At 51.5% G+C, this 25,070-nt stretch carries 21 protein-coding genes; 6 read left to right on the plus strand and 15 right to left on the minus strand.

The genetic code is table 11. The annotated features are described in order from the left end of the window. The first annotated feature begins 211 nt into the window (after positions 1-211). The 6 genes from PHH59_RS04175 (at position 212) to PHH59_RS04200 (ending at position 4,648) form a co-directional block, all read left to right on the plus strand. On the plus strand, positions 212-745 hold the full coding sequence (locus PHH59_RS04175) for a DsbE family thiol:disulfide interchange protein (RefSeq protein ID WP_300011693.1): 534 nt from the start codon (positions 212-214) through the stop codon (positions 743-745). Beyond that, the gene (locus tag PHH59_RS04180) at positions 742-1,254 is read left to right on the plus strand and encodes a cytochrome c-type biogenesis protein (protein WP_300011695.1); all 513 of its coding nucleotides are present in this window, start codon (positions 742-744) and stop codon (positions 1,252-1,254) included. The genes PHH59_RS04175 and PHH59_RS04180 overlap by 4 nt, the downstream gene beginning before the upstream one ends. After that, positions 1,251-2,492 (plus strand): c-type cytochrome biogenesis protein CcmI, encoded by a 1,242-nt coding sequence (gene ccmI, locus PHH59_RS04185; RefSeq protein WP_300011698.1) that lies wholly within the window; start codon positions 1,251-1,253, stop codon positions 2,490-2,492. Before PHH59_RS04180 ends, ccmI begins: the two co-directional genes overlap by 4 nt. Further along, positions 2,489-2,707, plus strand: coding sequence for a SlyX family protein (locus PHH59_RS04190; RefSeq protein ID WP_300011702.1), 219 nt, complete (start codon positions 2,489-2,491; stop codon positions 2,705-2,707). Before ccmI ends, PHH59_RS04190 begins: the two co-directional genes overlap by 4 nt. Positions 2,708-2,927: 220 nt before the next feature. Then, positions 2,928-3,863, plus strand: a complete 936-nt coding sequence (locus PHH59_RS04195) for a DUF523 and DUF1722 domain-containing protein (protein WP_300011705.1) — start codon at positions 2,928-2,930, stop codon at positions 3,861-3,863. 134 nt (positions 3,864-3,997) lie between these two features. Further along, positions 3,998-4,648 (plus strand): inorganic pyrophosphatase, encoded by a 651-nt coding sequence (locus PHH59_RS04200; RefSeq protein WP_300011707.1) that lies wholly within the window; start codon positions 3,998-4,000, stop codon positions 4,646-4,648. 97 nt (positions 4,649-4,745) lie between these two features. Here the strand turns inward: PHH59_RS04200 and PHH59_RS04205 are convergent, their stop codons facing one another. From PHH59_RS04205 to nifJ, 15 genes are all read right to left on the minus strand, one after another. After that, positions 4,746-5,696, minus strand: coding sequence for a ZIP family metal transporter (locus PHH59_RS04205; RefSeq protein ID WP_300011710.1), 951 nt, complete (start codon positions 5,694-5,696; stop codon positions 4,746-4,748). Positions 5,697-5,947: 251 nt separating this feature from the next. Then, positions 5,948-8,629: a bifunctional acetyl coenzyme A synthetase (ADP forming), alpha domain/GNAT family N-acetyltransferase gene (locus PHH59_RS04210; protein ID WP_300011713.1), complete on the minus strand. Its 2,682-nt coding sequence runs from the start codon at positions 8,627-8,629 to the stop codon at positions 5,948-5,950. 62 nt (positions 8,630-8,691) lie between these two features. Beyond that, the gene (locus PHH59_RS04215; protein WP_300011715.1) at positions 8,692-9,189 is read right to left on the minus strand and encodes a hydrogenase maturation protease; all 498 of its coding nucleotides are present in this window, start codon (positions 9,187-9,189) and stop codon (positions 8,692-8,694) included. Next, positions 9,182-10,675, minus strand: a complete 1,494-nt coding sequence (locus PHH59_RS04220; RefSeq protein ID WP_300011718.1) for a Ni/Fe hydrogenase subunit alpha — start codon at positions 10,673-10,675, stop codon at positions 9,182-9,184. Before PHH59_RS04220 ends, PHH59_RS04215 begins: the two co-directional genes overlap by 8 nt. A 165-nt stretch (positions 10,676-10,840) precedes the next feature. Next, on the minus strand, positions 10,841-11,623 hold the full coding sequence (locus tag PHH59_RS04225; protein WP_300011720.1) for a hypothetical protein: 783 nt from the start codon (positions 11,621-11,623) through the stop codon (positions 10,841-10,843). A gap of 78 nt (positions 11,624-11,701) precedes the next feature. After that, on the minus strand, positions 11,702-12,241 hold the full coding sequence (locus PHH59_RS04230; RefSeq protein ID WP_300011722.1) for an NADP oxidoreductase: 540 nt from the start codon (positions 12,239-12,241) through the stop codon (positions 11,702-11,704). Continuing rightward, positions 12,231-13,049, minus strand: coding sequence for a 2Fe-2S iron-sulfur cluster-binding protein (locus tag PHH59_RS04235; protein ID WP_300011725.1), 819 nt, complete (start codon positions 13,047-13,049; stop codon positions 12,231-12,233). The genes PHH59_RS04230 and PHH59_RS04235 overlap by 11 nt, the downstream gene beginning before the upstream one ends. After that, positions 13,042-13,530: a hypothetical protein gene (locus PHH59_RS04240; RefSeq protein ID WP_300011728.1), complete on the minus strand. Its 489-nt coding sequence runs from the start codon at positions 13,528-13,530 to the stop codon at positions 13,042-13,044. The genes PHH59_RS04235 and PHH59_RS04240 overlap by 8 nt, the downstream gene beginning before the upstream one ends. Before the next feature lie 38 nt (positions 13,531-13,568). Then, positions 13,569-13,979 carry a type II toxin-antitoxin system VapC family toxin gene (locus PHH59_RS04245; RefSeq protein ID WP_300011731.1) on the minus strand — a complete coding sequence of 137 codons (411 nt, stop codon included), beginning with the start codon at positions 13,977-13,979 and terminating at the stop codon, positions 13,569-13,571. After that, positions 13,964-14,203, minus strand: coding sequence for a hypothetical protein (locus tag PHH59_RS04250; protein WP_300011734.1), 240 nt, complete (start codon positions 14,201-14,203; stop codon positions 13,964-13,966). The genes PHH59_RS04245 and PHH59_RS04250 overlap by 16 nt, the downstream gene beginning before the upstream one ends. 20 nt (positions 14,204-14,223) lie before the next feature. After that, complete coding sequence (locus PHH59_RS04255; protein ID WP_300011737.1) at positions 14,224-16,038, minus strand: NAD(P)H-dependent oxidoreductase subunit E; 1,815 nt, start codon at positions 16,036-16,038, stop codon at positions 14,224-14,226. 133 nt (positions 16,039-16,171) lie between these two features. After that, on the minus strand, positions 16,172-17,041 hold the full coding sequence (locus tag PHH59_RS04260) for a class I SAM-dependent methyltransferase (protein WP_300011740.1): 870 nt from the start codon (positions 17,039-17,041) through the stop codon (positions 16,172-16,174). A 211-nt stretch (positions 17,042-17,252) separates the two neighbouring features. Beyond that, positions 17,253-19,667: a phosphoenolpyruvate synthase gene (ppsA, locus tag PHH59_RS04265; protein WP_300011743.1), complete on the minus strand. Its 2,415-nt coding sequence runs from the start codon at positions 19,665-19,667 to the stop codon at positions 17,253-17,255. 81 nt (positions 19,668-19,748) lie between these two features. Further along, positions 19,749-20,777, minus strand: coding sequence for a dihydroorotate dehydrogenase-like protein (locus PHH59_RS04270; protein WP_300011746.1), 1,029 nt, complete (start codon positions 20,775-20,777; stop codon positions 19,749-19,751). A 225-nt stretch (positions 20,778-21,002) separates the two neighbouring features. Continuing rightward, positions 21,003-24,650, minus strand: a complete 3,648-nt coding sequence (gene nifJ, locus PHH59_RS04275; protein ID WP_300011749.1) for a pyruvate:ferredoxin (flavodoxin) oxidoreductase — start codon at positions 24,648-24,650, stop codon at positions 21,003-21,005. Positions 24,651-25,070 lie beyond the last annotated feature (420 nt).

A 25,070-nucleotide genomic window follows, 5' to 3' on the forward strand; every position in this document is an offset into this window, starting at 1 on the left:
TGGTTAATTTGAAAGTGGGCTTGGTATGGGTAAATATTTTGAACCCTTTAGGAAGCCAAAATGAAAACGCTATGGCAAACGTAACTATTGAAGATATTAAGTGTCCAATTTTTTCGGCTGTATCCAAATCCGTTTATACTTTTTTAAACGATGATATCTGGGAAGGCGACGATCATGACCATTATTTGTAAGCCATTAAAAAATAACCACAATGCTTAAATACCTCATCCCCCTAATCCTGTTCATCGTCATGGCGGTTTTCCTCGCTATCGGTTTGAACTTAAAGCCTAACGAAATCCCTTCGCCATTGCTAAACAAGCCATCGCCCGCTTTCGCCGCGCCTAAGCTGCAAGCACCAAACGAAAAACTGGCGACCGCCGACCTAAAAGGCCAAGTCTGGTTGTTCAATGTCTGGGCTTCGTGGTGTGTGTCCTGCCGTGAAGAGCATCCGGTGTTAAATGAATTTGCTAAACAAAAAGCAGTGACGATTATCGGCTTGAATTACAAAGACGACCCCGCCGCCGCGAAAACTTGGCTGGATACCTTGGGCAATCCGTACAATGTCAGCATTATGGATCAGGACGGGCGCATCGGTTTGGATTGGGGCGTTTATGGTGTACCGGAAACCTTTGTAATGGATAAAAAAGGCATTGTGCGTTACAAACACACGGGGCCGGTGATGCCGGACGATGTCCAAAACGTTTTCCTGCCCCTGATCGCCCAACTGCAAGCGGAGGCTCCATGAAACCCGGCATACTGATGTTATTACTGCTATTATCGCCATTCGCCGCCGATGCCATTGACTCGCGGCAGTTCGCCAATCCTGAGCAACAGGAAGCTTACGAAACGCTGACTTCGGAACTGCGTTGCTTGGTTTGCCAAAATCAAACCATCGCCGATTCCAACGCCGAACTGGCTGCGGATTTGCGTAGGCAAGTCCAAGAAATGTTGGAGCAAGGCAAATCGCGCGAGGAGATTGTGCGGTTTATGACCGACCGCTACGGGGATTTTGTGTTGTACAAACCGCCGTTTAAATTAAAAACGGGCTTGCTCTGGTTGGGGCCGATAGTGTTTTTGCTGCTAGGTTTAGTGGCGGTATTTTTTGTCATCCGCCAGCGCCAGCCCCGTTCCCAACGGGACTTTGGCATACACACCCTCCCTGGCGATAAAAAAAGGGATGCTGATGTAGAAAATACACAAACCGAAAAATTGGCGAAAATCCGCCGTTTGTTAGATGAAGGGGATGCTTCTTGATTACCTTGTTTTGGCTGCTGGTCGGCCTACTGATACTCATCGCCTTGGCGATTATTTTGCCACCGCTGTGGCGGCAACGCACGGTGCTTGCCGCCGATATGGACACGCGTAATATCGTGATTGCCAAAACGCGGCTGGCGGAATTAAAAGATCAATTACAATCCGGCGCACTGACGCAAGCGCAATACGAAGATCAACGCACCGAGCTGGAATTGGCTTTGGCAGATGATTTGGACATCACCACTGCAAACGCTACGCCCGCGCAGGGCCGCTGGTTGGCTTATGTGTTGGCGATGTTGCTGCCGTTGTCGGCATTGGCTTTATACGCAGGCTTAGGCACTTATCAAGCCATTACGCCCACACCGGAAATGCTAGGCGCTGCCCAACCTGCCACGCCGAACGTCGAAGACATCAACAAAATGGTCGCCAAACTCGCCGGGCGTATGAAGACCAACCCCACCGATGCCGAAGGCTGGACGATGCTGGGCAAGTCTTACAAATACCTGCAACAATTCCCCAAAGCCGCCGATGCGTTTGCGAAGGCTTATGCCTTATTGGGCGAGCAATCGGAGATTATGTTGTTATACGCCGACGCGCTCGCCTTTGCCAATAACGAGCAAATGGCGGGCAAGCCGGCGGAACTGGTGTTTAAAGTCCTGGCTCATGAGCCGGACAACATCACCGCCTTGTGGTACGGCGGCATGGCGAAAGCGCAAACGGGCGAAGCGGCGGAAGGCGTAAAATTATGGCGTAAGTTATTGACTTTATTGCCACCGGATTCACCAGCACAACAGGAAGTGAAGACATTGTTAAGCAAATTGGAGGCGGCTGCGCCAGGTGGTGTTGCTGGCGGTGCGCCAACTGAAACGGTAACCGCCGCGCAAGCTCCCCCTATCGCGCTGGAAATCCAAGTCAGCCTTGCACCTGAATTGCAAGCGTCGGTTACGCCTAATGATACGGTGTTCATTTACGCCCAAGCCCTAACGGGTTCCCGTGTGCCGCTGGCGATCATCCGCAAGCAAGTCTCGGATTTGCCATTGACCGTGACCTTGACCGATGCGCTGGCGATGATGCCAAACATGAAGCTGTCAAACTTTGCCGACGTGAAATTATTGGCGCGGGTGTCCAAATCCGGCAATGCCATGTCGCAGCCAGGGGATTTGATTGGCACGGTGGAATCGGCGGCAACGTCCGACAAAAATAACCACGCCATCGTCATCAATTCTCAGGTCAAATGACGGTGGAAGAGCGGATTATCGAGCTGGAAATCAAAGCCGCGTATCAGGAAGATTTGTTACAGGCATTGAACCATATCGTCAGCCAGCAACAGCAGCAAATTGACCGTTTGGAAATGACTTGTACATTGCTTAATGAGCGCATCAAAAGTATTTCAACCCAGCGGCAAGAGGATGAAAATCTGAGCAATGCCCATGAAATACCGCCGCATTATTAATTGATGATGCACACGACCAGCCGCTGTCCACGACCCGTAAGAGCGCGAAGCGAAAAACCCGAAAGGCGCGAAAAATAAGTTTTGGATCAATGGCATGAAGGGTAAGGAAGCGGTTCCGTAACGTTTTTTTGCGTGCCTTTCGTGATTTTTGTGGGCAAGTCCGCCACATAACATTCAAACCTGAAAATAGCGTCCTTTACTCATAACACTGTAAACGTTAATGAAAAAAATCCCCGTCGGTATCAGCAGTTGCCTCTTGGGTGAAAATGTCCGTTTTGATGGCGGCCATAAGCGTGATTCCTATATCGTTGGGACATTGGGCGAATATTTTGATTTCCGCCCGTTTTGCCCCGAAGTGGCGATTGGCTTAGGCATACCCCGGCCAACAGTGCATCTGGTGAAAATCAACCGGCAAATCCGGTGCGTAGGCGGTAAAGATACGGATAATGACGTGACGGAGCGTTTACAGGTTTACGCCTCGCAAGAACAAGCTGCATTTGCGGATTTATGTGGTTATATTTTAAAAAAAGATTCGCCTAGCTGCGGTATGGAGCGCGTAAAAGTGTTCACTGGCGGACAGCCGCGCAAAGAAGGCGTGGGCATTTATGCGGCGGAGATGATGCGTAATAATCCGCTTTTGCCCGTGGAAGAAGAAGGCCGCCTAGGCGATGCCAATTTGCGCGGGAACTTTATCCAGCGCGTAACTATTTTTTACCGCTGGAAACAATTGTTGGCAAAAGGCCTCACGGTGAATAGTTTGATGACCTTTCATACCCGGCATAAATTGATTATCATGAGCCACGCCGACGACCGTGAGTTAGGCCACAAACTGGCAGGTATTACGAAAGACAATCTCGCCGCCGTAGCGGGGCAATACATCTCCCAGGTAATGGCATTGCTGAAAATTGTGGTTAATCGCGGCAATCATGTCAATGTCTTGCAGCATATCCAGGGTTATCTGAAAAAGGAGCTGTCCGCTGATGACAAAGCCGAATTGTGTGGACTCATCGAGCGTTACCGCAACGGTGAAGTGCCTCTGATCGTGCCGCTAACTTTACTCAAGCACAATTTCCGCAAGTCGCCAGACCCGTATATTGAAAATTCTTATTACCTGTCGCCCTATCCACAGGAATTACGTTTGCTTAACCCATTATGAGCCAACCTACACTTTAAAGCTTGCGTGAACTCCATCACAAAAACCTCATTAGCTGCTTTTTACACCGCCGGTTGGCATACCGGCATGATACATTTCATTTTTCTCTCCTCTCTAGTTGAAAGTCTTTAAATATTATGAATATACAACAAAAAGCACACCCTTGGCATGGTATCAGTTCAGGCGATAATCCACCGGTGATTGTGACCGCCTTTATCGAAATAGTCCCTTCAGATACCGTCAAGTATGAAATTGACAAAATCAGTGGTTATTTGAAAATTGACCGACCACAAAAATTTTCCAACACCGTCCCTACCCTTTACGGCTTTATCCCACAAACCTATTGTGCGGAAGAAGTTGCCGAATTCGCCGAATTAAAATCCGGCAAGCAGGTGGCTAAAGGTGACGGCGATCCCTTGGATATTTGCGTCCTCAGCGAGCGCACGGTCACGCATGGCAATATCATTTTGCAGGCGATCCCTATCGGCGGTTTCCGGTTGCTGGATAAAGGCGAAGCGGACGACAAAATCATCGCCGTCATGAAAGGCGATGAATTTTATCGCCAATGGAGCGATGTTTCAGACTGTCCTGAATCGTATATCAACCGTTTGAAACATTATTTTTTGACCTATAAAAACCTGCCAGGCGAACATAGCTCCTGTGAAATCACCAATGTCTATGGTCGTGAAGAAGCGCATGAAGTGATACGCCGTTCTATGCAGGATTATCAAAACCACTATGGTTGCAGCCCTTGGATTAAAAGGCGTTCTTCAGATAGCGTCGCTTAAGGGGATACAAAACCGGAACTTGGTTGGCAAATTGTAGAGGGCATCCACTCAAAACAGGATACCCGCTCAATTGCCATCCAGGAAACACTGGTTGACATTAACCCAGCGCGTTATCTAGAAGCATCATGATGATAAAGCCGATCATCAGGGCAAAGGTCGCATAACGCGAACGTCCATTGGCATGGGTTTCGGGGATGATTTCTTCACTGATGACAAACAACATGGCCCCGGCGGCAAAGCCCATTGCGATGGGCAATATCGGTTCAAAAATAGTCACCATCGTTATGCCCAGCAAACCGCCAACGGGTTCGACCAAGCCGGTCAACGTGGCAATCCCTACCGCCCGCCAGCGGTTATAGCCCAATCCCACTAGCGGCAAAGCCACCGCCAAACCTTCGGGAATGTTTTGCAAGGCAATCGCCACGGCTAAAACCACGCCGTTGTTCATTTCCCCAGAACCAAAGCTGACCCCGACTGACATGCCTTCAGGGAAATTGTGGATGGTGATGGCGATAATGAACAGCCAGATTTTTTGCAATGAATTCACTTGCGTGTCAGAAACGCTGTCAAAATGCACATGCGGTAATTGACGGTCGGCATAATGCAGAAATAACGCCCCGACCAACATGCCAATGGAAACCACATAAATGCCATTGCCGGGCCAAATCAAATTACCGTAATTCATGCCCGGGACCAGCAACGAAAACGCCGTTGCCGCCAACATGACCCCCGCCGCCGCCCCCAACATCGTGTTGAAAAGATTGTTGGAGATATTTTTAAAAAACAGCGCGGGCAATGCCCCTACACCCGTTGCCAAACCAGCGAGTATGCTGGCAAAAAAACCTATCACGACAATTCTGCCGAACATCAGGTAAAGGCTGCCGAACACCACTATTTGCGATAGCAAAAACAAGCCCGCCACCGTCGCCCAACGCTTTATGGGCGGCATAGCCAGCAGTTGTTGGTAATACGCAGTGGCTTGCAGCCGGACGATTTGGGTTTGCAGATAGCGTTGGCAATGGCTTGCCGTGTCGGTTATGAATGTCATGGTATTACCTGTGTGGACGTGGGTTGGGCTAACGGGGCATTATATCCAAATACCTGGGTTTGATGCGGTTATTGATGTCCAGGACGGCAAGCGTGGGATTACAACGCTGGGACGCGGTAAATGTTGCTCTGAGCAGGACAGGGTTTTGTAACCCCGTCCTAAACTTTTTAAGGTGCCGGTACCCCATTGAAACCTTAATGGAACGGGTAACAAACCCGTTCCAGCGTGGGGCATATAGTTTTACATCTGATCTAAACCCGCAAATCCTTCACCACCCGCACCACCTCGACCGTATCAGCCACGGTTTCGACACTAAAGCCCAGTTTTTTCAGCAGCGACAACATGCCTGCGTTAGTCGCCAAGACTTCCGCTTCAAAAAACGTGATGCCTTTGTTTTTGGCGGTCTGCATCAAGGCGTTCATGAGTTTTGTGCCTATGCCTAAGCAATGGCAATCGTCCGCCACCACCAAGGCAAATTCGACCGAATGCCCGTCAGGATTTTTGATATAACGCCCCACGCCCAGTTCGTTGGGCATATTGGCATCTTCGGTCACGGCGACAAACGCCATTTCGCGGTCATAATCAATTTGCGTGAAGCGCACGATCATTTCCGGTGTCAATTCATGCAAGGCTTGGCGGAAACGGAAGTGTTTGGTTTTTTCCGACAAACGGCTGACAAAATCCTTTTCCATCACGGCGTCTTCGGGGCGGATGGGGCGGATGGTGATGTTGGTGCCGTTGGTCAGTTGGTGATGCTGGGCCAGTTCATGCGGATAAGGATGTATCGCCATGTGCGCGTAACGGGTCAGTTGGTGCGAGACTTCGGCTTTGATACGCGCATCGACGGCAACCGCGCCGTGTTCGTCAACAATCAGCGGGTTGATGTCCAGCTCCAAGATCTCCGGCAATTCGCTGACCATCGTTGAGACATTCAGCAACACGTCGACCAAGGCTTGGGGGTTAGCGGGCGGCAGTTGCCGGAAAGCTTGCAAATATTTTGCGGCTTTGGTTTTCGCCAGCATTTGCTCGACCATGTAAGCGTTCAACGGCGGCAACGCGACCGCGCTGTCTTTTAAGATTTCCACCATCGTGCCGCCCAGACCGACGCTGATGGCCGGGCCGAACACCGGATCCCTGACCACGCCTATCATGATTTCCCGTCCGCTAGTCGATTTGAACATCGGCTCGACCGTCATGCCGACTTCTGTGATTTCAGGATGCTTTTGTTTGATGGCGGCTTCCATTTCGACGAAGTGGCGCGATATGTCCAGCACGCTGCCGATGTTCAGGCGCACACCGCCAATATCGGATTTATGGCTGAATTCCGCCATATTGACTTTCAGCACCACCGGAAAACCCATCGTTTCGGCGGCGATCATCGCGTCTTTGGCACTGGAGACTTTGATAGTTTGCGTCACTTTGATATGGAACGCCGCCAATACCGCTTTCGCTTCCTGTGCGGTCAGCACTTGGCGGCCTTCTGACAACACGCGCTCGATGATCAACCTCGCCCCTGCCACATCCGGCGTTGCCAGATCGTCGCCCGGCATAGGGATTTGTTTCAAGAGGATTTGGTTTTGCATGTAATGCGCCAGAAAAGAAAACGCATCCACCGCCACTTCCGGCGTACTGAAGTGCGCGACATTGCTGTTGGCGAACAGGTTGCGGCCTTCCTGCACCCGCGCCCCGCCTGTCCAGGTCGCCAATACCGGTTTTGTGCTGGCTTTCGCGCCGTCGATAATGCTGTGCGCGACTTGGGTGGGGTTGGTCATCGCTTGCGGGGTCAGTATCACCAGAATGCCGTCGATGTTGTCATCGGCGAGGCACACGTCCAAGGCTTGTTGGTAACGTTCGGACGTGGCGTCGCCCAGAATATCGACCGGATTGGCGTGTGACCAATGCGGCGGCAACACGGCGTTTAGGGCGGTGATGCTGGCTTCGCCCAGTTCCGCCATTTTCACGCCGACATCTTCGGCGCGGTCGGTCGCCATCACGCCGGGGCCGCCCGCGTTGGTGATGATGGCGAGACGGTTGTCCTTCACGACATAGTTGTTCGCCAAAATCCGCGCCGCCGAAAACAGTTCGGTGATGCTATAGGCCCGCACCACGCCGGCCCTTGCAATCGCCGCATCGAACACATGGTCGCCGCCGACCATCGCCCCCGTATGTGACATCGCCGCCTTGCAACCCGCTTCGTGGCGGCCGGATTTGATCAGGATCACGGGCTTCAAACGCGCCGCCGCTTTAAGGCCGCTCAAGAAGCGGCGGGCATCGCGTATGCCTTCGACGTACATCAAAATCCCTGTGGTTTTGCTGTCGGTCGCCAGATAATCCAACACCTCGCCAAAATCAATATCCGCCGCCCCACCCATGGACACCACGGTGGAAAAGCCGATGTCCTGGGATTTGGCCCAATCCAAAATTGCCGTACATACCGCACCGGATTGCGATAACAGGGCCAAACTACCGTCTTTAACAACGCCGTCGCCAAACGTGGCGTTCAGGTGCCCGCTAGGACGGACAACCCCCAAACAGTTAGGGCCGATGAGGCGGATGCTGTAACGGTGGGCAATATCCAGCACTTCCTGTTGCAGGCGTTTGCCTTCGTCGCCCAGTTCGCCAAAGCCGGCGGTGATGATGATGATGGAGGTGACGTTTTTTTCGCCGCATTGGCGGACTATGCCGGGTACGCTGGGCGCGGGTGTGGCGATTACGACCAAATCCAAGTCTTCGGGGACGGACATCAAGTCAGGATAGGCTTTTAAACCCAACAACGTCTCGCGTTTATTGTTGACCGGATACAGCCCGCCTTTGAATTCGGCTTCCAGCATATTCAGCAACAGCCGATAGCCCACGCTGTCTTCGCGCTCGGATGCACCAACGATGGCGACAGTTTTAGGGGTAAAGAAACGGCTTAAATAATGTGGGCCCATGGTTGCTCCGTAATAAAAAGGGTAAATGAATTAAGGGTAGCATTTTTGTGGTTTTTGCCGGATTAAATTTTAACGTTTGTATATTGCCGCCACACCGAAACATCCAAATCAGCCAACAATTTTTCGACAAACGTGCAAGCCGCCGCCAAATGCCGCGCCGCCGCCACGCTCAATCCCTCACCCAACTCAAACGACTCACCTTTGATGCTCAACAAAAAACACGGCGGGGGAGCTTGTTTTTTTATGTTTTGGTAAACATCCAATACGGCCGCCGGATTCATGGCATGAGTGGTATAACTGTCGTCCCTGGCAGGTGCAAGTTCAGTAAAATCAAAGGCATTGGTGCAAGCCACCGACGCATCGACAAACAATACCAACCCACGATGTTCCAAATCCAATGCGTGTTCAATCTGCAATTGAAAATCTGACAAAATATCCACGAAGCGCGAAACCTGTTGTGCATTTTCTTCAAGATATTCCAACAACAACGGCCCTAAGGCATCATCGCCACGGCTGAGGTTGCCGTAGCCAAAAATTAAAACCGGCTTGGTTTCAGACACGCTCAATGTCGCCGTTGCCGTGTTTGACCAATTTGTCGATTAACGCGCCACCCGCATCTATCAATTCCAATTGCAAGGGCATTTTGCCAACCGCATGGGTGGCGCAAGACAAGCACGGGTCATAGGCCCGTATCGCCACTTCCAGATTGTTCAGCAGCGGCTCGGTCAATTCCCGCCCGGACAGATATTCCGCCGCGACCTGGCGCACAGATTCGTTCATGCCCATATTGTTGCTGGTCGTCGAGACAATCAGGTTGGCTTTAGTGACGATGTCGTTTTCATCGACTTGGTAATGGTGGAACAAGGTGCCGCGCGGGGCTTCGATCACGCCTATGCCTTCGTAACGTTTTTCGCCGTGAGCCACCAGTTCGCCGCCCAACAGATCGGCATCGTGCAACAGTCCCTTGATGCTTTCCGCGCAATGCAGGAGTTCAATCAAGCGCGCCCAATGGAAGGCCAAGGTACTGTGTACCATCGCCTCGGGGCTATGGGCTTTAAATTCCATCCGCGCCGCTTCCGCCAATGGTGTATTGATATAATCGCAGTTGTTCACCCGAGCCAAGGGCCCGACGCGGTACCAACCTTCTTCCTTGCCCAGCGACAACAGGTAAGGGAATTTCATATACGTCCACGAACGCACTTCCTCGTGTATCAAGTCGTTATAACGGCAATAATCGAAATGGTCGGTGATGGTTCCGCCAGCGGCATTTTTGGCGCGGATACCGCCGTGGTACAGTTCCAACGCACCGTCTGGCTTGACCAATCCCAGGTAATTGCTGCGGATGGTCGCAAAATCATCGTAATACGGCAGATTGGCACAGTGGACTTTTTTGATCAAAGCCACCGAATCAACAGCCCATTGGATGATTTGATCAATATCCGCCAGCAGATAATCGCGCTCTTCTTTGCTCAAGGCCTTGTTCATGCCGCCCGCAATCGCGCCCGTGCCATGCACCCGTTTGCCGGACACCATACGGATCACTTCCTGCCCGTATTTGCGCATCTTCACGCCTTGTACGCCAATATCGGGATAATCCGCCAACACCGCGATGATGTTGCGCTTGCCGATGTCGCTTTCAAACCCGAACAATAAATCCGGGCTGGACAAATGGAAAAAATGCAGCGCGTGCGATTGCAACACTTGCCCGAAATGCAGCAAACGGCGCAGTTTGTCGGCGGATACGGGCAGGTTTTCCGGGTCAACGCCGACCAATTGGTCGATGGCTTTTGCCGCAGCCAAATGATGGCTGACCGGGCAAATCCCGCATAAACGCTGGACTAAAACCGGCAATTCCCAATACGGGCGGCCCTGGATAAAACGCTCGAAGCCACGGAATTCCACAATATGCAGACGGGCTTGCTGGACTTTGTTGTTTTCGTCCAGCAACAAGCTGACTTTGCCATGCCCTTCCACGCGCGAGACAGGATCAACAACGACACGTTTCAAATTGTCACGGTTTGGGGCGGTTTCTAAATGTTCGTACATGGTTGTTTCTTCCGGTTAGTGGTCGCAACCCAATATCTTATAGTTAAGATTTAATTGGATTTAAATTCATTTTCAATAGGATAATTAGTTATCCAGTGCCATTTGGATCAAAACTTATACTTTATATAAAAGCATTATGGCTTCTCATAGCCGACAATGTAACTGTCATAGCAATTCTGAAAAAATTCCAAGCATCCTATCCATTAAAGGCCTTGCCCATTCCAATGACCCATCAATTTCCAAATCAATCTGTTTACAACGGTGCACATAACATTCGACGCCACTGCTTAATTTTTGCTGTGATGAAAAATCACCCTTCAGAAGTTGTTCCAAAAATATAGTCGATGTTGGATTTTTATTAGTTACCGACCAGTATTCGTTAATGATTTTTTTTGAATTTCGACTCTCCAAAAAACCATCGGCACCGCCGTGTTGTGATACGGTAATAAAATTCTCAGGCGTTTTAGCAAGATACTGCCCGGTAATTGCGTAATTGTTGGTGAAGCAATAGCCATCAATATTACGCCGCACTATGATTTTTTCTCTATGCGTACCAAAGGCGACAGATCCCCAAACAATGCCACCAACTTGATCGCTATGGTCAACATTTGCTAAAAGGCTGGTGATTTTTGGGTGGACCCAATCATCATCATCGGTAAAAAAATAAAAACTTTTCTCAGAAACCAAAGACTCAGGTGGTTCAAGGCCATTGAACAACTCAGCATCTTCAACCATAGCGAAGTTGGATAAAGCAATTTCTTTTATTTCTTGACGGATATCGATAAAAGAACGTTTGAAGGTTTTATTCCAAAGGTCTGCCGACAGGTTCACCTGTTCAGGCGGACGCCCCATGAGAGCACAAAACTCCCGTGATTGTTTTCTAAATTCGCTATCTGAAATAGATTTCCAATCTGGACTTTGGCGCAAAAAAATATAGGTTTTTGACATGAAAATGGCCTATTTTATTTTTTGTTCAAGCCCTTCTCCTTGAAAAAAGGGAAGGGCTTGAGAGTTGCCACTAAAACCTCAATCATAATGCACCAACTCATAATCCAATTCCGGCTCCCTGCCTTCCAACAAATCGGTCAAAAACTTCCAGAACACATCGGCAGATGGCGGACAGCCGGGCAGGTAGTAGTCAATTTTCACCACTTCATGAATCGGGCGCACTTTGTCCAACAATAAGGGCAATTCCACATCGCTGGGGATTTGCGGGTTTTCGACACCTATGCCGTCCAGATAAGCTTCGTTCAGGCATTCTTCCAGCGGGATGAAATTGCGCATCGCAGGCAGGCCGCCGTTGATGGCGCACGCCCCCACCGCAACCAGAATTTTGCAGTTTTTGCGGAATTCGCGCAGGGTATGGACGTTTTCGGAATTGCACACGCCGCCTTCAATCAGGCCGATGTCGCAATTACTGGCGTGTTCAATGTCGGTGATCGGCGAGCGGTCGAATTCGACCAATTCGGCGAGGGCGACCAGGCGTTCGTCCAAATCCAGAAACGACATGTGGCAGCCGAAGCAGCCCGCCAGTGAGGTGGTTGCGACGCGGATTTTATTCGCCATGATGTTGCTCCGAGACGACTGCCAAGGATGGTGGCCGCGACTGCTCCCGGCAGTCGTCGGCATTTCCTTCATCCATGAAGGTCAGAAGTGCCTCATCCGGTCGGGAACCGGATGAGGCCAGGCTGATTTCGTCAATTTGCTGATGGTCGTACAGACGCTGGCCTATCGGCACTTGGTAGCCGGTACGTTTGATTAAAATCGCGCCGGTCGGGCAGACATGCGCGGCTTGGTCGTTCTTGTCCAAATTGGTGTCTTTCAAGTGGCCGCTTATCGAGTTGACGATCAGGTGCTTGTTGATGCCGCGCCCTGCAATAGCGAACACGTCTTTGCCGTCGTGCTCGCGGCTGGCACGCACGCACAGGGTGCAAAAGATGCAGCGGTTGTGGTCGATGAGCACATCGGGATGCGATGCGTCCACTTCGCGGTGCGGATAAAACAGCGGGAAATGGTCATCGAGCATGTTCAAATGATAGGCCACGGCTTGCAGTTGGCAGTTGCCGGATTTTTCACAGGACGGGCAAAAATGGTTGCCTTCAACGAACAACATTTGGGTGATTTTTTTGCGGTCATCGGTCAGTTCTTTGGTGTTGTTCAACACGTCCTGGCCTTCGGCGGCGGGGAAGGTGCAGGCGGAACAGTTGCGTCCGTTGACTTTGACGGTGCAGAGTTTGCAACTGCCATGCGGCGTGAATTCGGGATGGTGGCAAAGATGCGGGATGTACACGCCCGCCGCCGTTGCCGCCTGCATGATGGTTTGCCCGTCTTCAAACGGGATGGTTTTGCCGTCTAGGGTGATGGTTTTAGTCATGTTCTGCCTCTGTTGGCTGTAAATACGCTGGGGTTTGGGAATATTTCCGCAGGGCGGTTGCAAATTGCGCTAAAACGGGTCCGCATTTCTCACGGCTGCCTTCTGCCAATTCGATGTCCCGACCATCCGCCATTGTGATCCGCGTGGTGAAATGCGGGTCGCCTTCGGAATCTTTTGATTCGACAAGGCGCATATCCCGGACTTGGTCGTGGCGATAATCAAGCCGTAAGATCTTTAACGGGTAGCGCAAGACTAGCCTGATGCCCGTGGCTTCCAGCCATAAGGACACGCAAGGCTTGCTGTACGCATAGCTACCGATCATGGCGGCCAGTGTCAGCAAAGCCAGCGCGGAAACCGCTTTAAACATCGGGTCGATATTGGGATCGCCGCCAAAGCTGAGCGAGGCTATCGCTAATGCCACCGTTATCATAAAAGTCGCCAAAACCCAGATGGCAATCGGTAAATTGTGTTTGAATTCCATGATGCTTGCTCTCACGATAAAATCAGCAATCCCGCCAATCAGATAAAAGGATTCAGCAAACGGACACCGCTACGCTCAACGTCACGGACATTGCGGGTGACTAAGGTCAAATCGTGTTCCAAGGCGGTAGCTGCCAACAGGCCATCAATGGCGGGTAAAAGATTAGGGACATTCAATCTTCCCCAGCGGTCGGCAATCGTTTTATTGACTGGCAAAACCTGTTGGGTGACGTTATTTTCAATTTGTTGTAGCCATTGTTCAAGTGACTGTCCGGCAATCGGGTCACGCAAGCGAATTTGTTCCACTCCACGACGAATTTCTCCTAAAATCAAAACGGAGACATAAAGTTCATCACTATTAGTTTGCGAAAACCAAGCGGATACGCCGCCGTTGCATTTGTTGCCTTTGCGTAATTCGGACAGGATGTTGGTATCTAACAAATATCCCATGATTCGTCCCTACCCTGATCCAAAGGCCGCAAGAAATCTTCGTCTTCGCCGACATTGGGCATTGCCGACAACAGGCTTTTCCAGTCTTTTTCATTCACGTCTTGATTGCTGGTGTGCTGGTTATCCAGCAAAAGCAACACGCGGACGGGGGTTCCGTCAGTCAAATGTTCGGGGATATGAATTTGTTGCTGCTGGATGGTAGTTTCAAATTCTATGGCTTGCATGATTGTTGTTTCCTATGGATTTATTCCTCAACCTGTGCCAAATGCGCCGCCGCATCATTACGGCCCGCCATGCGCCGCGCCGTTTCCAGGGCGGCATCCAAATCAAACCCCGGCTCGTAACTGATTTTTTTCAGTTGCGCTTGGTACAGCTCCGGGTAACGCTCCAAGGTCGTGATGATGGGATTGGCGGCGGTTTGCCCCAAGCCGCAATGGCTATGGTTTTTGACCAAACGGCACAGCTCTTCCAAAGCCACCACATCACCCGCCGAGCCGTGGCCTTCGATGATTTTATCGAGTTGTTTTTTCAATAAGGACGTGCCGACACGGCAAGGCGTACAAAATCCGCAGCTTTCATGGGCGAAAAAGTGCGTGAAATTATTGACTATGGCTAGGATATTGCGGCTGTTGTTGAAGATGATGAACGAGCCGCCGGTGGCCAGGTCTTCAAAGGCCAGTTTGCGGTGGAATTCCTGATTGGAAATAAATGTGCCGGATGGCCCGCCAATTTGTACGCCCAGCACGTCGTCAGCACCGCAGCCATCCAAGATGGTCTGTATGCTTGTGCCGAACGGATATTCATAAACGCCGGGACGGGCGCAATCGCCGCTGATGCTGAGGATTTTTGTGCCTTTGGATTTTTCCGTGCCAATGTTGGCGAACCACGCGCCGCCGTGCACGGCAATCGCCGCCGCCGCCAAAAACGTCTCGACATTGTTGACCACCGTGGGTTTGCCCAGATAACCCTGGGTGACCGGATACGGCGGGCGGTTGCGCGGGATGCCCATTTTGCCTTCCAGCGATTCGATCAAGGCCGATTCTTCGCCGCATATATACGCCCCTGCGCCCAAGCAGATTTCAATATCGAAATCAAAGCCTTTGCCCAAAATGTTGGTGCCCAGCAAACCGGTGTCGCGCCGTTGTTGCAACACCGCTTGTAGTTTGTCGAACAGGAACAGATATTCACCACGCAGATATAAAAAGCCTTGCTCCGCGCCGATGATGGACGCGCACACCGTCATGCCTTCAAACACTTGGTCGGCGTAACTGTTCAGCAACACGCGGTCTTTAAATGTGCCGGGCTCCCCTTCGTCGGCGTTGCAAATCACATAGCGTTGGGGCTTTTTTTGTGCGCCCACATCGCAGAATGCATCTTCTTCCGGTACTTCATAACACAAATGCCATTTCCAGCCCGTGGTGTAGCCTGCCCCACCTCTGCCGCGCAAACCGGATTGGGTGATTTCCGCCAACGTTTCCTGCAAGCCGCGTTTAAATGTCGCCGCCAAGGCGGCACCCTGAGTGATGGGCTGGCCCAGCAATAAGCCGGGCTGATAAATGTTATCGGCCACCTGAAATAATTCGGCGGGCCATTGCTCCAGCGGTTTTTGCTGGTCAATCAACCCGGCAATCAAGTCAATTTTCGTGACATCCAGCCGCGTCAACGCATAGCCATTGACCAAACCTGCCGGCCCTTGGTCGCACAGGCCGGTGCATGAGGTGTTGTCCAGGCTGACCACGCCATCGCCACGCACCCCGCCGACTGTAAGCTTTAATTTTTCAGCCAGATAGCCCATTAACTGATGCTTGCCTAGGATATGGTCGGTAATCGAATCACTAATCAGCAATTCATACTGGCCTCTGGGCTGCAAATGGAAAAAGCTGTAAAACTCCACCACACCGATAACTTGGGTACGGGGGATATGCAAGCATTCAGCCAATTGCCCTATCGCCTCTTCAGGCACATGGCGATAACGGGATTGAACCGCCCTTAGCATGGCTAGCAAATGCGTGGACTGATAGCCATGTTTTGCTGCGAGATCCTGGATAAATTGTCTCATGGGGTACGCTGCCTTAAATTTATAAAGTTACAAATTATTTCTAATGAGGGGGCCGCTGGCTGCTATGGTTTAATCTTACCTGCTTGAATGCCCATTAGTATGGTGATGATAACTCGATACTATTATCGGACGATTAAATAGTTTTTTGCATCCAAAAACTCCCTCCGCCAAGCAATTGACCATCAAAGCGTTGTTTTACCTGGGCCGGAAAAACATAATGCATATAGGCACAGCCAAAAACCACGCGAAAAGCCGATGAAAACATCAGCAAAGCCCGGAGCACGTATTGCTCATTCCAGCTACGGTTATGTTTTATAACCCATTCCCTTGGATAATCGCGGGGGAAAAAAATGTCGTGGATATGGATAAACACACCGGCTTTTAAGCGTGGCAAGATATTAAAATAAAGATAATTGACATCGCTGCCGGTTTTGGCGACATGGGAAGAATCAATGAATAAAATATCGCCGCCCTCTAATTGATCAAAAAATTCCAAGTCAATCTGCTCTACTTTTGATTCAATCACTTGATGCAGCCCGGCAATTTTCTCTTTTAAAAACGGACGGGGAAAAGGCTCAATGCAGGTGAAGGTTAATTGCCCGTCTAAAAAACGGCGGTTCACGTCGGCGGTCAATAAAGATGAAAATCCTGAGCCAACTTCAATCATGCGCTTAGGTTTTAATTTACGTAACATCGCAAATAAAGCCACCGCATCCAGGCCGCTAAATAAACCGTTGGCAAGAAAAAACTGGTCTTCAGGCAAACCGTCTTGAGCCGACGGATAATCAAAATCTTTCAAGACCTTGGCAATATCCGTTTGGAGGAACTCCAGTTGTTGGCTTTCATTAAAATCAATGCCCAGTAACGTAGGCAATTCTCTAGGCCAAATCTCATCAGCCCGTGCTTCCAACTCAATATTGTTCACAATAGGCGAATAAAAATGCCCTAGAGGAAATGAAGTCGTGATGGGTTGCCGCTTTGGATTTACATTTTCAGTCGCCATCTTATTGCCTGTCAGTTTTATGTATAAGTCTCTATGTAAATTAAAATTTTTTTGGTGCCTGCAATAGCCCAAGCAATTCCATTGCCCTACAGACTCCCATCCCAGTCTACAATATTTCGGCTACAAAGCCTCTCATTTCAATTTCTCGTGGCCTTAGACTTTCGATATTCCAACCGAAATGACGCTATTTTCAATAAAGCTTTCGATAAAACTAAACTTTCCCCAAACGTTGCTCGGTATCCAACACCAACTGCGTGGTCTGCAACACGGTGTCAGGATTCAGGCTCATCGAATCAATGCCGATTTCGACCAGATATTCCGCCATTTCAGGATAATCCGACGGGGCTTGTCCGCATAATCCGCAATGTCTATGGTTGCGGTGCGCCCCGGTCACGGCCAGGCGGATCATTTCCTTAACGCCTGCATCGCGCTCGTCAAAATCAGCGGCGACGATGGCCGAATCGCGGTCCACACCCAAGGTCAATTGCGTCAAATCGTTGGAGCCGATAGAAAAGCCGTCGAAATGTTCGGAAAACGCGTCAATCAGGATGACGTTGTTCGGAATTTCGCACATGACGTAGATTTCCAAGCCGTTGTCGCCGCGCTTTAAACCGAGTTCCGCCATGTAAGCCAACACGCGTTTAGCTTCGTCGATACGGCGGCAGAACGGGATCATCAGGGTCACGTTGGTCAATCCCATATCCTCCCGCACCCGCTTCATCGCGGCGCATTCCAAGGCGAAGCCTTCGGCATACGCCGGATGGCTGTAGCGGGATGCGCCACGGAAGCCGATCATGGGGTTTTCTTCGTTGAATTCAAACCATTTTCCGCCCAACAAGGTGGCGTATTCATTGGTTTTGAAGTCGGACATCCGCACCACCACCGGCTTGGGATAAAACGCGGCGGCAATCGTCGCGACGCCCTCGGACAATCGCTGGATGAAAAAATCGGCGGCGGTGGCATGGTTGCGCGTCAGTTCGGTCAGTTGCTCCAGTTCATCGGCATCTTGCACCCGCTCAGGATGCAGCAGGGCCATTGGATGCGCCTTGATGTATTCAGTGATGATAAACTCCATACGCGCCAGCCCCACGCCGTCATTGGGCAGGAAGCTGGTCTTGAACGCCAGCTCGGGGTTGCCGATGTTGAGCATGATCTTGGTTTTGGGGCGTTGCAGGCCGGACAAATCCGTGGTTTGGATTTCAAAAGCCAGCGTGCCTTCGTACACTTTGCCGTTATCGCCTTCGGCACAGGACACGGTCACGGGCGTGTTGTTTTTGATGGTGGTCGTGGCGTTGTCACAGCCGATGACCGCTGGAACACCCAATTCGCGCGAAATGATCGCCGCATGGCACGTCCTACCGCCACGGTTGGTGACGATAGCCGAGGCGATTTTCATGATCGGCTCCCAGTCCGGCGTGGTCATGTCGGCGACCAGCACATCGCCCGCCTTAAAACTGCCCAATTGCCCGACATGCTCGATAATCCGCGCATTGCCCGTGGCAATTTTGCTGCCCACGGCATGACCGGTGACGATGGCAGTGCCTTTGTCTTTTAGCACATATTGCTCCAAGATCATGCCGCTCAATTGCGACACCACCGTCTCAGGCCGCGCTTGCACGATGTAGAGCTTGCCGTCGATGCCGTCTTTCGCCCATTCCATATCCATCGGTTTGGCGTGTCCGGCCTTGTCGCTGTAATGCTTTTCGATTTTTAAAGCGTAATCGGCGAGGGTCAGGACATCGGCATCATCCAGGCAAAAGCGTTGGCGTTCTTCTTCAGACGTGACGATATTGCGGGTGGGTTCGCGGGTGCGCCCGTCGCTGTACACCATCTTGATTTTTTTCGCACCCAAGGTGCGCTTCAACACGGCGCGGTGGCCTTGGCGGAAGGTGGGTTTGTGGACATAAAATTCATCGGGGTCCACCGCGCCTTGCACGACGTTTTCGCCCAAACCATAAGCCCCGGTGATGAACACGACATCGCTGAAACCGGATTCGGTGTCCAACGAGAACATCACGCCGCTGGCATCCAAATCCGAACGCACCATTTTCATGATGCCGATGGACAGGGCCAGTTTGAAGTGGTCGAAGCCTTGGTCGATGCGGTAGTGGATGGCACGGTCGGTGAACAGGCTGGCAAAACAGCGTTTGCAGGCTTCCAGCAGGGCTTGCTCGCCGCGTATGTTCAGGTAAGTGTCTTGCTGGCCTGCGAAACTGGCGGTCGGTAAATCCTCGGCGGTGGCCGAACTACGCACGGCAACGCTTAAATCTTCGCCGTATTGTTGTTGCAATTGCGCGTAAGCCGCGAGGATTTGTTTTACCAGATCGTCGGGCAACGGCGCGGCGTAGATAATCTCGCGGGCTTTCAGGGCGCGTTTGGCGAGGTCGTTGACATCGCCGGGGTTTAAATCATCCAAGGCCTGATGCAAACCTGTCCAGCCATCGGCCTTGTCCAGCACATAACGGTAAGCCTCGGCGGTGATGGCAAAACCGTTAGGGATGAGGATGCCTTGTGGCGTCAGTTCTTGGTACATTTCCCCTAGCGAAGCGTTTTTGCCGCCGACTAATGGAACGTCATCTATGTTCAGTTCGTTGAACCAGCGGATGTAGTTGTTATTATTGGGCATTTTGGTTCTCCTGTTTATTTTTTAAAGACTGGGGGATAAAAAACCTTGTCCACCGGACTTATGCCATTCGGATGGGATGACTTATCTCAAAACACCCGCCGGACAAGAATAGTTATCCAGCACCTGCACATAATTCGCCCGTTCATAGGCACTAGGGTCTATCGCATGTTGTTGGCTGACACTGCCTTTTAGCTGGCTGATGGATTCGTATTCATGCTCGACCAGCCAATTTTCCAGCTCGACCAGCAGCTCGCGCAAGCGTTCCGGGCCGTGCGCCAGCAAGACGCTGCATAGTTGCACAATGTCCGCCCCTGCCAGCAAGGCTTTGACAATCTCCGGCGTGTTGTGGAAGCCGCCCGTGACCGCCAGCGACAGCTTGACGCGCCCATACATCAACGCCGTCCAGCGTATGCGTAGCAAGGCTTCGGTAGGCGTGGACAATTCCAGTTTCGGCACGACTTGCAGGGTTTCCAGATCAATATCGGGTTGGTAAAAACGGTTGAACAGCACGATGCCGTCGGCTCCGGCTTGTTCCAGGCGTTTGGCAAAATGTATGGGCGAGCTGAATTGTGCGGATAGTTTCAGCGTCACGGGGATGCACAAATTGCTTTTGAGGGTTTGCAATAGATCCAAATAACGTTGCTCGACCGCCGCGCTGTCCTCGTCGCCATTCGCTGCGATGTAATAGGCGTTTACTTCCAGCGCATCTGCACCAGCTTGTTGCAACGCCAGTCCGTAATCCAGCCAGCCATTTAACGAGGTGCCGTTCAGGCTGGCAATCACCGGAATGTCCAGACGGCTTTTCAGCTTGTCCAGTAGGGCCAAATACTGCTCCTGGTACGATTTCACCGTATCCGGGACTGGATGGAAAGAATCCGCCTCGCCGTGACCAATCGCCTGCTGGAAAAAAAACCTCGCCATGTTCAAGTTTTCGGCGGTAATTTTTTCCTCGAACAGCGAGTGCATGACGATGGCGGCCGCCCCCGCTTCTTCCAGCCGTAATGCGCTAGTCAGGTCTTTGCTTAATGGCGAGGCGGACGGCACCAGGGGATTGGCCAGTTTTAGGCCCAGGTAGTGGGTGCTTAAATCAACACTTGTTAAATCAATCATGGTTGGCCTTCTTATTTTGTTGCGCTTGGGGTTGGCGATAAGGTCTATGCGGGACGGGGTTTTCAGCCCCGTCTTTAAGATTTCAATTTGCTGGTTCCCAAGCTCCGGCTTGGAAACCCAAGTCTCAGAAGCTCTAGCTTCGAGAATGACAGGAAGCTAGAGCTTCCGCATTCCTAAGCAGGAGCTTGGGAACGGGCAGAAACCCGTTCCGGTGCAGTTTTTACATCACCCATTGCTTGCCTCCGCCTTAACCTGCGCCTTCACCGCCGAAACCGAGGTGTTTTCATCCCAAGCCAATTCAGACAGTTGTTTATAGTAGTGATAGCGGTGTTTGACATCCTGCTGCGCCTGTTTCAAAAACGCTTCCGCCGCTTCCGGTTGGCTTTGCCATAACATGCTGAAACGGGTTTCGCTCATGACAAATTCGCGGTAGGGGATGGACGGTTCGGCGGAATCTAGGTGCATGGGATTTTTACCTTGCTGGATTTTGCCGGGGTCAAACCGGAATAACGGCCAATGCCCGCTTTTCACCGCCAGATTTTGCTGGCGATGGTTGTTGGACAAATCCACGCCATGCGCGATACACGGCGCGTAGGCGATGATGATGGACGGCCCGTCGTGGGCTTCGGCTTCCAAAAATGCGCTTAAAGTTTGTGTGTCTTTGCCTGCATAGGCGACATGGGCGACGTAGACGTTCGGGTAATCCATCGCCAACAAGGCCAAATCTTTTTTCGCCGTAGCTTTGCCACCTGCGGAAAATTTCGCCACCGCACCCAGCGGCGTGGATTTGGAGGTTTGCCCGCCGGTATTGGAATAGACTTCGGTGTCCAGCACCAAAATATTGACATTGCGCCCGCTCGCCAGAACGTGGTCGAGACCACCAAAGCCGATGTCGTAAGCCCAGCCATCGCCACCGATGATCCAGACGCTTTTTTTGCAGAGATTGTCGGCAAGTTCCAGTAAAGTAAGGGCTTTGCTGTCGGTCAGTGCCGCCAAGCGTTGTTTCAAGTCGGCGACCCGTTCGCGTTGTTCGTAGATTCCCGCTTCATCGGATTGGTCGGCATTCAGGATGGCATCAACAACATCTGCACCTAAAGCTTCGCGCAACGCTTCGAGCAATTCCTGGGTGTATTCGGTTTTTTTGTCGATGGCGACGCGGATACCTAAGCCGAATTCAGCATTGTCTTCAAACAGCGAGTTGTTCCAAGCCGGGCCGCGTCCTTCGGCGTTTTTCGTCCACGGCGTGGTCGGTAAATTGCCGCCATAAATTGACGAACAGCCCGTGGCGTTGGCGATGACCATGCGGTCGCCGAACAATTGCGAGGCCAGTTTCAGGTACGGTGTCTCGCCGCAACCGACACACGCACCGGAAAATTCAAATAAGGGCTGCAACACCATCGAACCTTTGATGGTGTTGGTTTTCAGCAAGCGGCGGTCATATTCGGGGATGTTTAAAAAGAACTCCCAATTGACTTTCTCGGCCTCGCGCAACGGAGCTTGCGGCAACATGTTCAGGGCTTTGCGGCTGGCGTTGGATTTGTCGCGGATCGGGCATATATCCACACACAGCGTACAGCCGGTGCAATCTTCCGGCGATACCTGATAGCTCATCGCCAAGCCTGCGGGAAAATCCTTGCCCAGCATCGCCGCGTGTTTGAAGCTGTCCGGCGCGTTGTCCAGCACCTCGGTTTCGTAGATTTTGCTACGGATCACGCCGTGCGGGCAAACCATCACGCATTTTCCGCATTGGGTGCATAAGTCGGTTTCCCAAACGGGGATTTCCAGCGCGAGATTGCGTTTTTCGTAAGCCGCTGTGCCGGTGGGGTAAGTGCCGTCTATCGGCATGACGCTGACGGGCAGCAGGTCGCCGTGTCCGGCGATAATTTCGGCGGTGACGCGCTGGACAAAATCGGGGGCGGTGGCGGGGATGCGTGAAGGGATTTTTATGGCTGCGGATGTGATGGTACGCGCAGTGTACCTTACTTCATACAGATTGGCTAAAGTCTCATCTATCGCCTTGAAATTCAGGTCAACTATGCGTTGGCCTTTTTTGCCGTAGGTTTTTTCCACCGCGTGTTTGATCGCGGCAATCGCGTCTTTTTTCGGCAACACGCCGGAGATGGCGAAAAAGCAGGTCTGCATGATGGTGTTGATATGTTTGCCCATGCCGCATAATCCGGCGACTTTGTAACCATCAATCACATAAAACCGGATATTTTTGGCGAGCATTTGCGCTTGCATCCGTGCGGGCAGCGACTCCCAAACCGTATCAGCGGCTTGCGGCGTATTCAGCAAAAACACGGCCTTGTCCGCCGCGTTTTTGAGCATATCGTAGCGTTCCAGGAAAATCGTCTGATGGCAGCCGATAAACTGGGCGTCGTTGTCGGCGATCAAGTAAGTGGAGCGAATCGGCTTGGAACCAAAACGTAGATGGGAAACCGTGATGGCACCGGATTTTTTCGAGTCGTAGACAAAATAGCCTTGCGCGTATAAATCCGTTTCTTCGCCGATGATTTTGATGGTGTTTTTGTTCGCGCCCACGGTACCGTCACTGCCCAAACCGTAAAACATCGCTTGAAACGTGTCGCTGTGGACATCGGTGCGGTAATTGTCATCCCACGCCAAACTGGTGTTCGTGACATCATCGTGGATGCCGATGGTGAACTGGTCTTTCGGTTGGGTTTGTTTCAATTCGTCAAAAACCGCCTTGATCATGCCGGGCGTGAATTCTTTCGATGACAAGCCATAGCGTCCGCCAACGATGACCGGGAATTTTGCAAACTTAGCAAACTTGGCAGACTTGGCAAACTTAGCATGGTTTTGGGCGATTGCCGTCACAATGTCTTTATACAATGGTTCGCCATCCGCGCCAGGTTCTTTAGTGCGGTCCAGCACGGCTAATTTTTTGCAGCTCTCAGGTAAGGCAGCCAGCAAGCTTGCAGAATCAAAAGGCCGGAACAAGCGCACTTTCAGCACACCGACGGCTTCACCGTTACGGTTCAGATAATCAACGGTTTCATGCACGGCTTCCGCGCCAGAACCCATCAGCACGATGACCCGTTCGGCATTTGCCGCGCCGACATACTCAAATAACCGATATTGGCGGCCCGTCAAGCCAGCAAACTTATCCATCGCATCCTGGACGATCTGTGGCAGGGCTTGGTAGTAACCATTCACCGCTTCCCGCGCCTGGAAATAGACATCAGGATTTTGTGCCGTACCCCGCAAAACAGGGTTATCAGGCGACAAACCGCGCTGACGGTGTGCGTGCAAGCATTCATCATCAATCATGGCTTTCAACACGCTATCATCCAGCATCTGGATTTTGGCGATTTCGTGCGAGGTACGGAAGCCATCAAAAAAGTGCATCACCGGAATGCGGCCAACTAAGGTGGCCGCTTGGGCAATCAGCGCAAAATCTTGCACTTCCTGCGGCGAGTTGGAGCACAGCATTGCAAACCCCGTCATCCGTGCCGACATCACATCGCTATGGTCGCCGAAAATCGACAAGGCCTGGCAGGCCAGCGAGCGGGCGGCGATATGGAACACGGTGGGCGTCAGTTCGCCGGCGATTTTGTACATATTCGGCAACATCAGCAACAAGCCTTGCGAGGCCGTGAACGTCGTCGCCATCGCCCCCGCCTGCAAAGCTCCGTGTATCGCGCCTGCCGCGCCCGCTTCGCTTTGCATTTCGATGACTTGCGGCACCGTTCCCCATAAATTGAGTTGCCCCTTTGCCGACCATTCATCAGCCCATTCGCCCATCGGTGAGGCGGGCGTGATCGGGTAAATGGCAATCACTTCATTGAGTTTGTGGGCGATGGTCGCGGCGGCTTGATTGCCGTCGATAGTCGCTGTAGGTTGATGTTGCATAAGACACCTCTGGAAATGAGCAAAAATACAGTGCTATAAATCTATACTTTAAGCGGTCATATTTTCGGTTTTTTTCAGTAAGGTATGCTGTACCCTACAGGGAATTGAAAAATCGAAAACTTGACCGTCCAAAGCATACCTATCAAAAAATACAATCCTATTAACCGCCTCACACGCCTTGTGCATATTGCCATCAAGCTAGGCGTTGTGTATTAGACAACGCACACGCCAAGCTAAACACCCTGAGTGACGTTTTCGCTAAAATTGGTTTGGTGATAAGGTAAGTAAATCCTAATGATCTTAATCCTAATAAGGGATTTATTCGAGCATAATTTTTCGCCTTGTGCTTCATAACCGGCTATGCTTGGATAATGAAGAACGTCAACGGAACCGTGTGCAAAAAAGCCCTCCACTTTATGA

This window comes from Methylovulum sp. (genome assembly GCF_028687615.1).
Taxonomy (GTDB): domain Bacteria; phylum Pseudomonadota; class Gammaproteobacteria; order Methylococcales; family Methylomonadaceae; genus Methylovulum.

What these genes read in the sequence shown, in the direction of transcription:
- PHH59_RS04175 (WP_300011693.1), top strand. Translation starts at nt 212, where the DNA reads ATGCTTAAATACCTCATCCCCCTAATCCTGTTCATCGTCATGGCGGTT.
- PHH59_RS04180 (WP_300011695.1), top strand. Translation starts at nt 742, where the DNA reads ATGAAACCCGGCATACTGATGTTATTACTGCTATTATCGCCATTCGCC.
- PHH59_RS04190 (WP_300011702.1), top strand. Translation starts at nt 2,489, where the DNA reads ATGACGGTGGAAGAGCGGATTATCGAGCTGGAAATCAAAGCCGCGTAT.
- PHH59_RS04195 (WP_300011705.1), top strand. Translation starts at nt 2,928, where the DNA reads ATGAAAAAAATCCCCGTCGGTATCAGCAGTTGCCTCTTGGGTGAAAAT.
- PHH59_RS04200 (WP_300011707.1), top strand. Translation starts at nt 3,998, where the DNA reads ATGAATATACAACAAAAAGCACACCCTTGGCATGGTATCAGTTCAGGC.
- PHH59_RS04205 (WP_300011710.1), bottom strand. Translation starts at nt 5,696, where the DNA reads ATGACATTCATAACCGACACGGCAAGCCATTGCCAACGCTATCTGCAA.
- PHH59_RS04210 (WP_300011713.1), bottom strand. Translation starts at nt 8,629, where the DNA reads ATGGGCCCACATTATTTAAGCCGTTTCTTTACCCCTAAAACTGTCGCC.
- PHH59_RS04220 (WP_300011718.1), bottom strand. Translation starts at nt 10,675, where the DNA reads ATGTACGAACATTTAGAAACCGCCCCAAACCGTGACAATTTGAAACGT.
- PHH59_RS04225 (WP_300011720.1), bottom strand. Translation starts at nt 11,623, where the DNA reads ATGTCAAAAACCTATATTTTTTTGCGCCAAAGTCCAGATTGGAAATCT.
- PHH59_RS04230 (WP_300011722.1), bottom strand. Translation starts at nt 12,241, where the DNA reads ATGGCGAATAAAATCCGCGTCGCAACCACCTCACTGGCGGGCTGCTTC.
- PHH59_RS04235 (WP_300011725.1), bottom strand. Translation starts at nt 13,049, where the DNA reads ATGACTAAAACCATCACCCTAGACGGCAAAACCATCCCGTTTGAAGAC.
- PHH59_RS04240 (WP_300011728.1), bottom strand. Translation starts at nt 13,530, where the DNA reads ATGGAATTCAAACACAATTTACCGATTGCCATCTGGGTTTTGGCGACT.
- PHH59_RS04245 (WP_300011731.1), bottom strand. Translation starts at nt 13,979, where the DNA reads ATGGGATATTTGTTAGATACCAACATCCTGTCCGAATTACGCAAAGGC.
- PHH59_RS04250 (WP_300011734.1), bottom strand. Translation starts at nt 14,203, where the DNA reads ATGCAAGCCATAGAATTTGAAACTACCATCCAGCAGCAACAAATTCAT.
- PHH59_RS04255 (WP_300011737.1), bottom strand. Translation starts at nt 16,038, where the DNA reads ATGAGACAATTTATCCAGGATCTCGCAGCAAAACATGGCTATCAGTCC.
- PHH59_RS04260 (WP_300011740.1), bottom strand. Translation starts at nt 17,041, where the DNA reads ATGGCGACTGAAAATGTAAATCCAAAGCGGCAACCCATCACGACTTCA.
- ppsA (WP_300011743.1), bottom strand. Translation starts at nt 19,667, where the DNA reads ATGCCCAATAATAACAACTACATCCGCTGGTTCAACGAACTGAACATA.
- PHH59_RS04270 (WP_300011746.1), bottom strand. Translation starts at nt 20,777, where the DNA reads ATGATTGATTTAACAAGTGTTGATTTAAGCACCCACTACCTGGGCCTA.
- nifJ (WP_300011749.1), bottom strand. Translation starts at nt 24,650, where the DNA reads ATGCAACATCAACCTACAGCGACTATCGACGGCAATCAAGCCGCCGCG.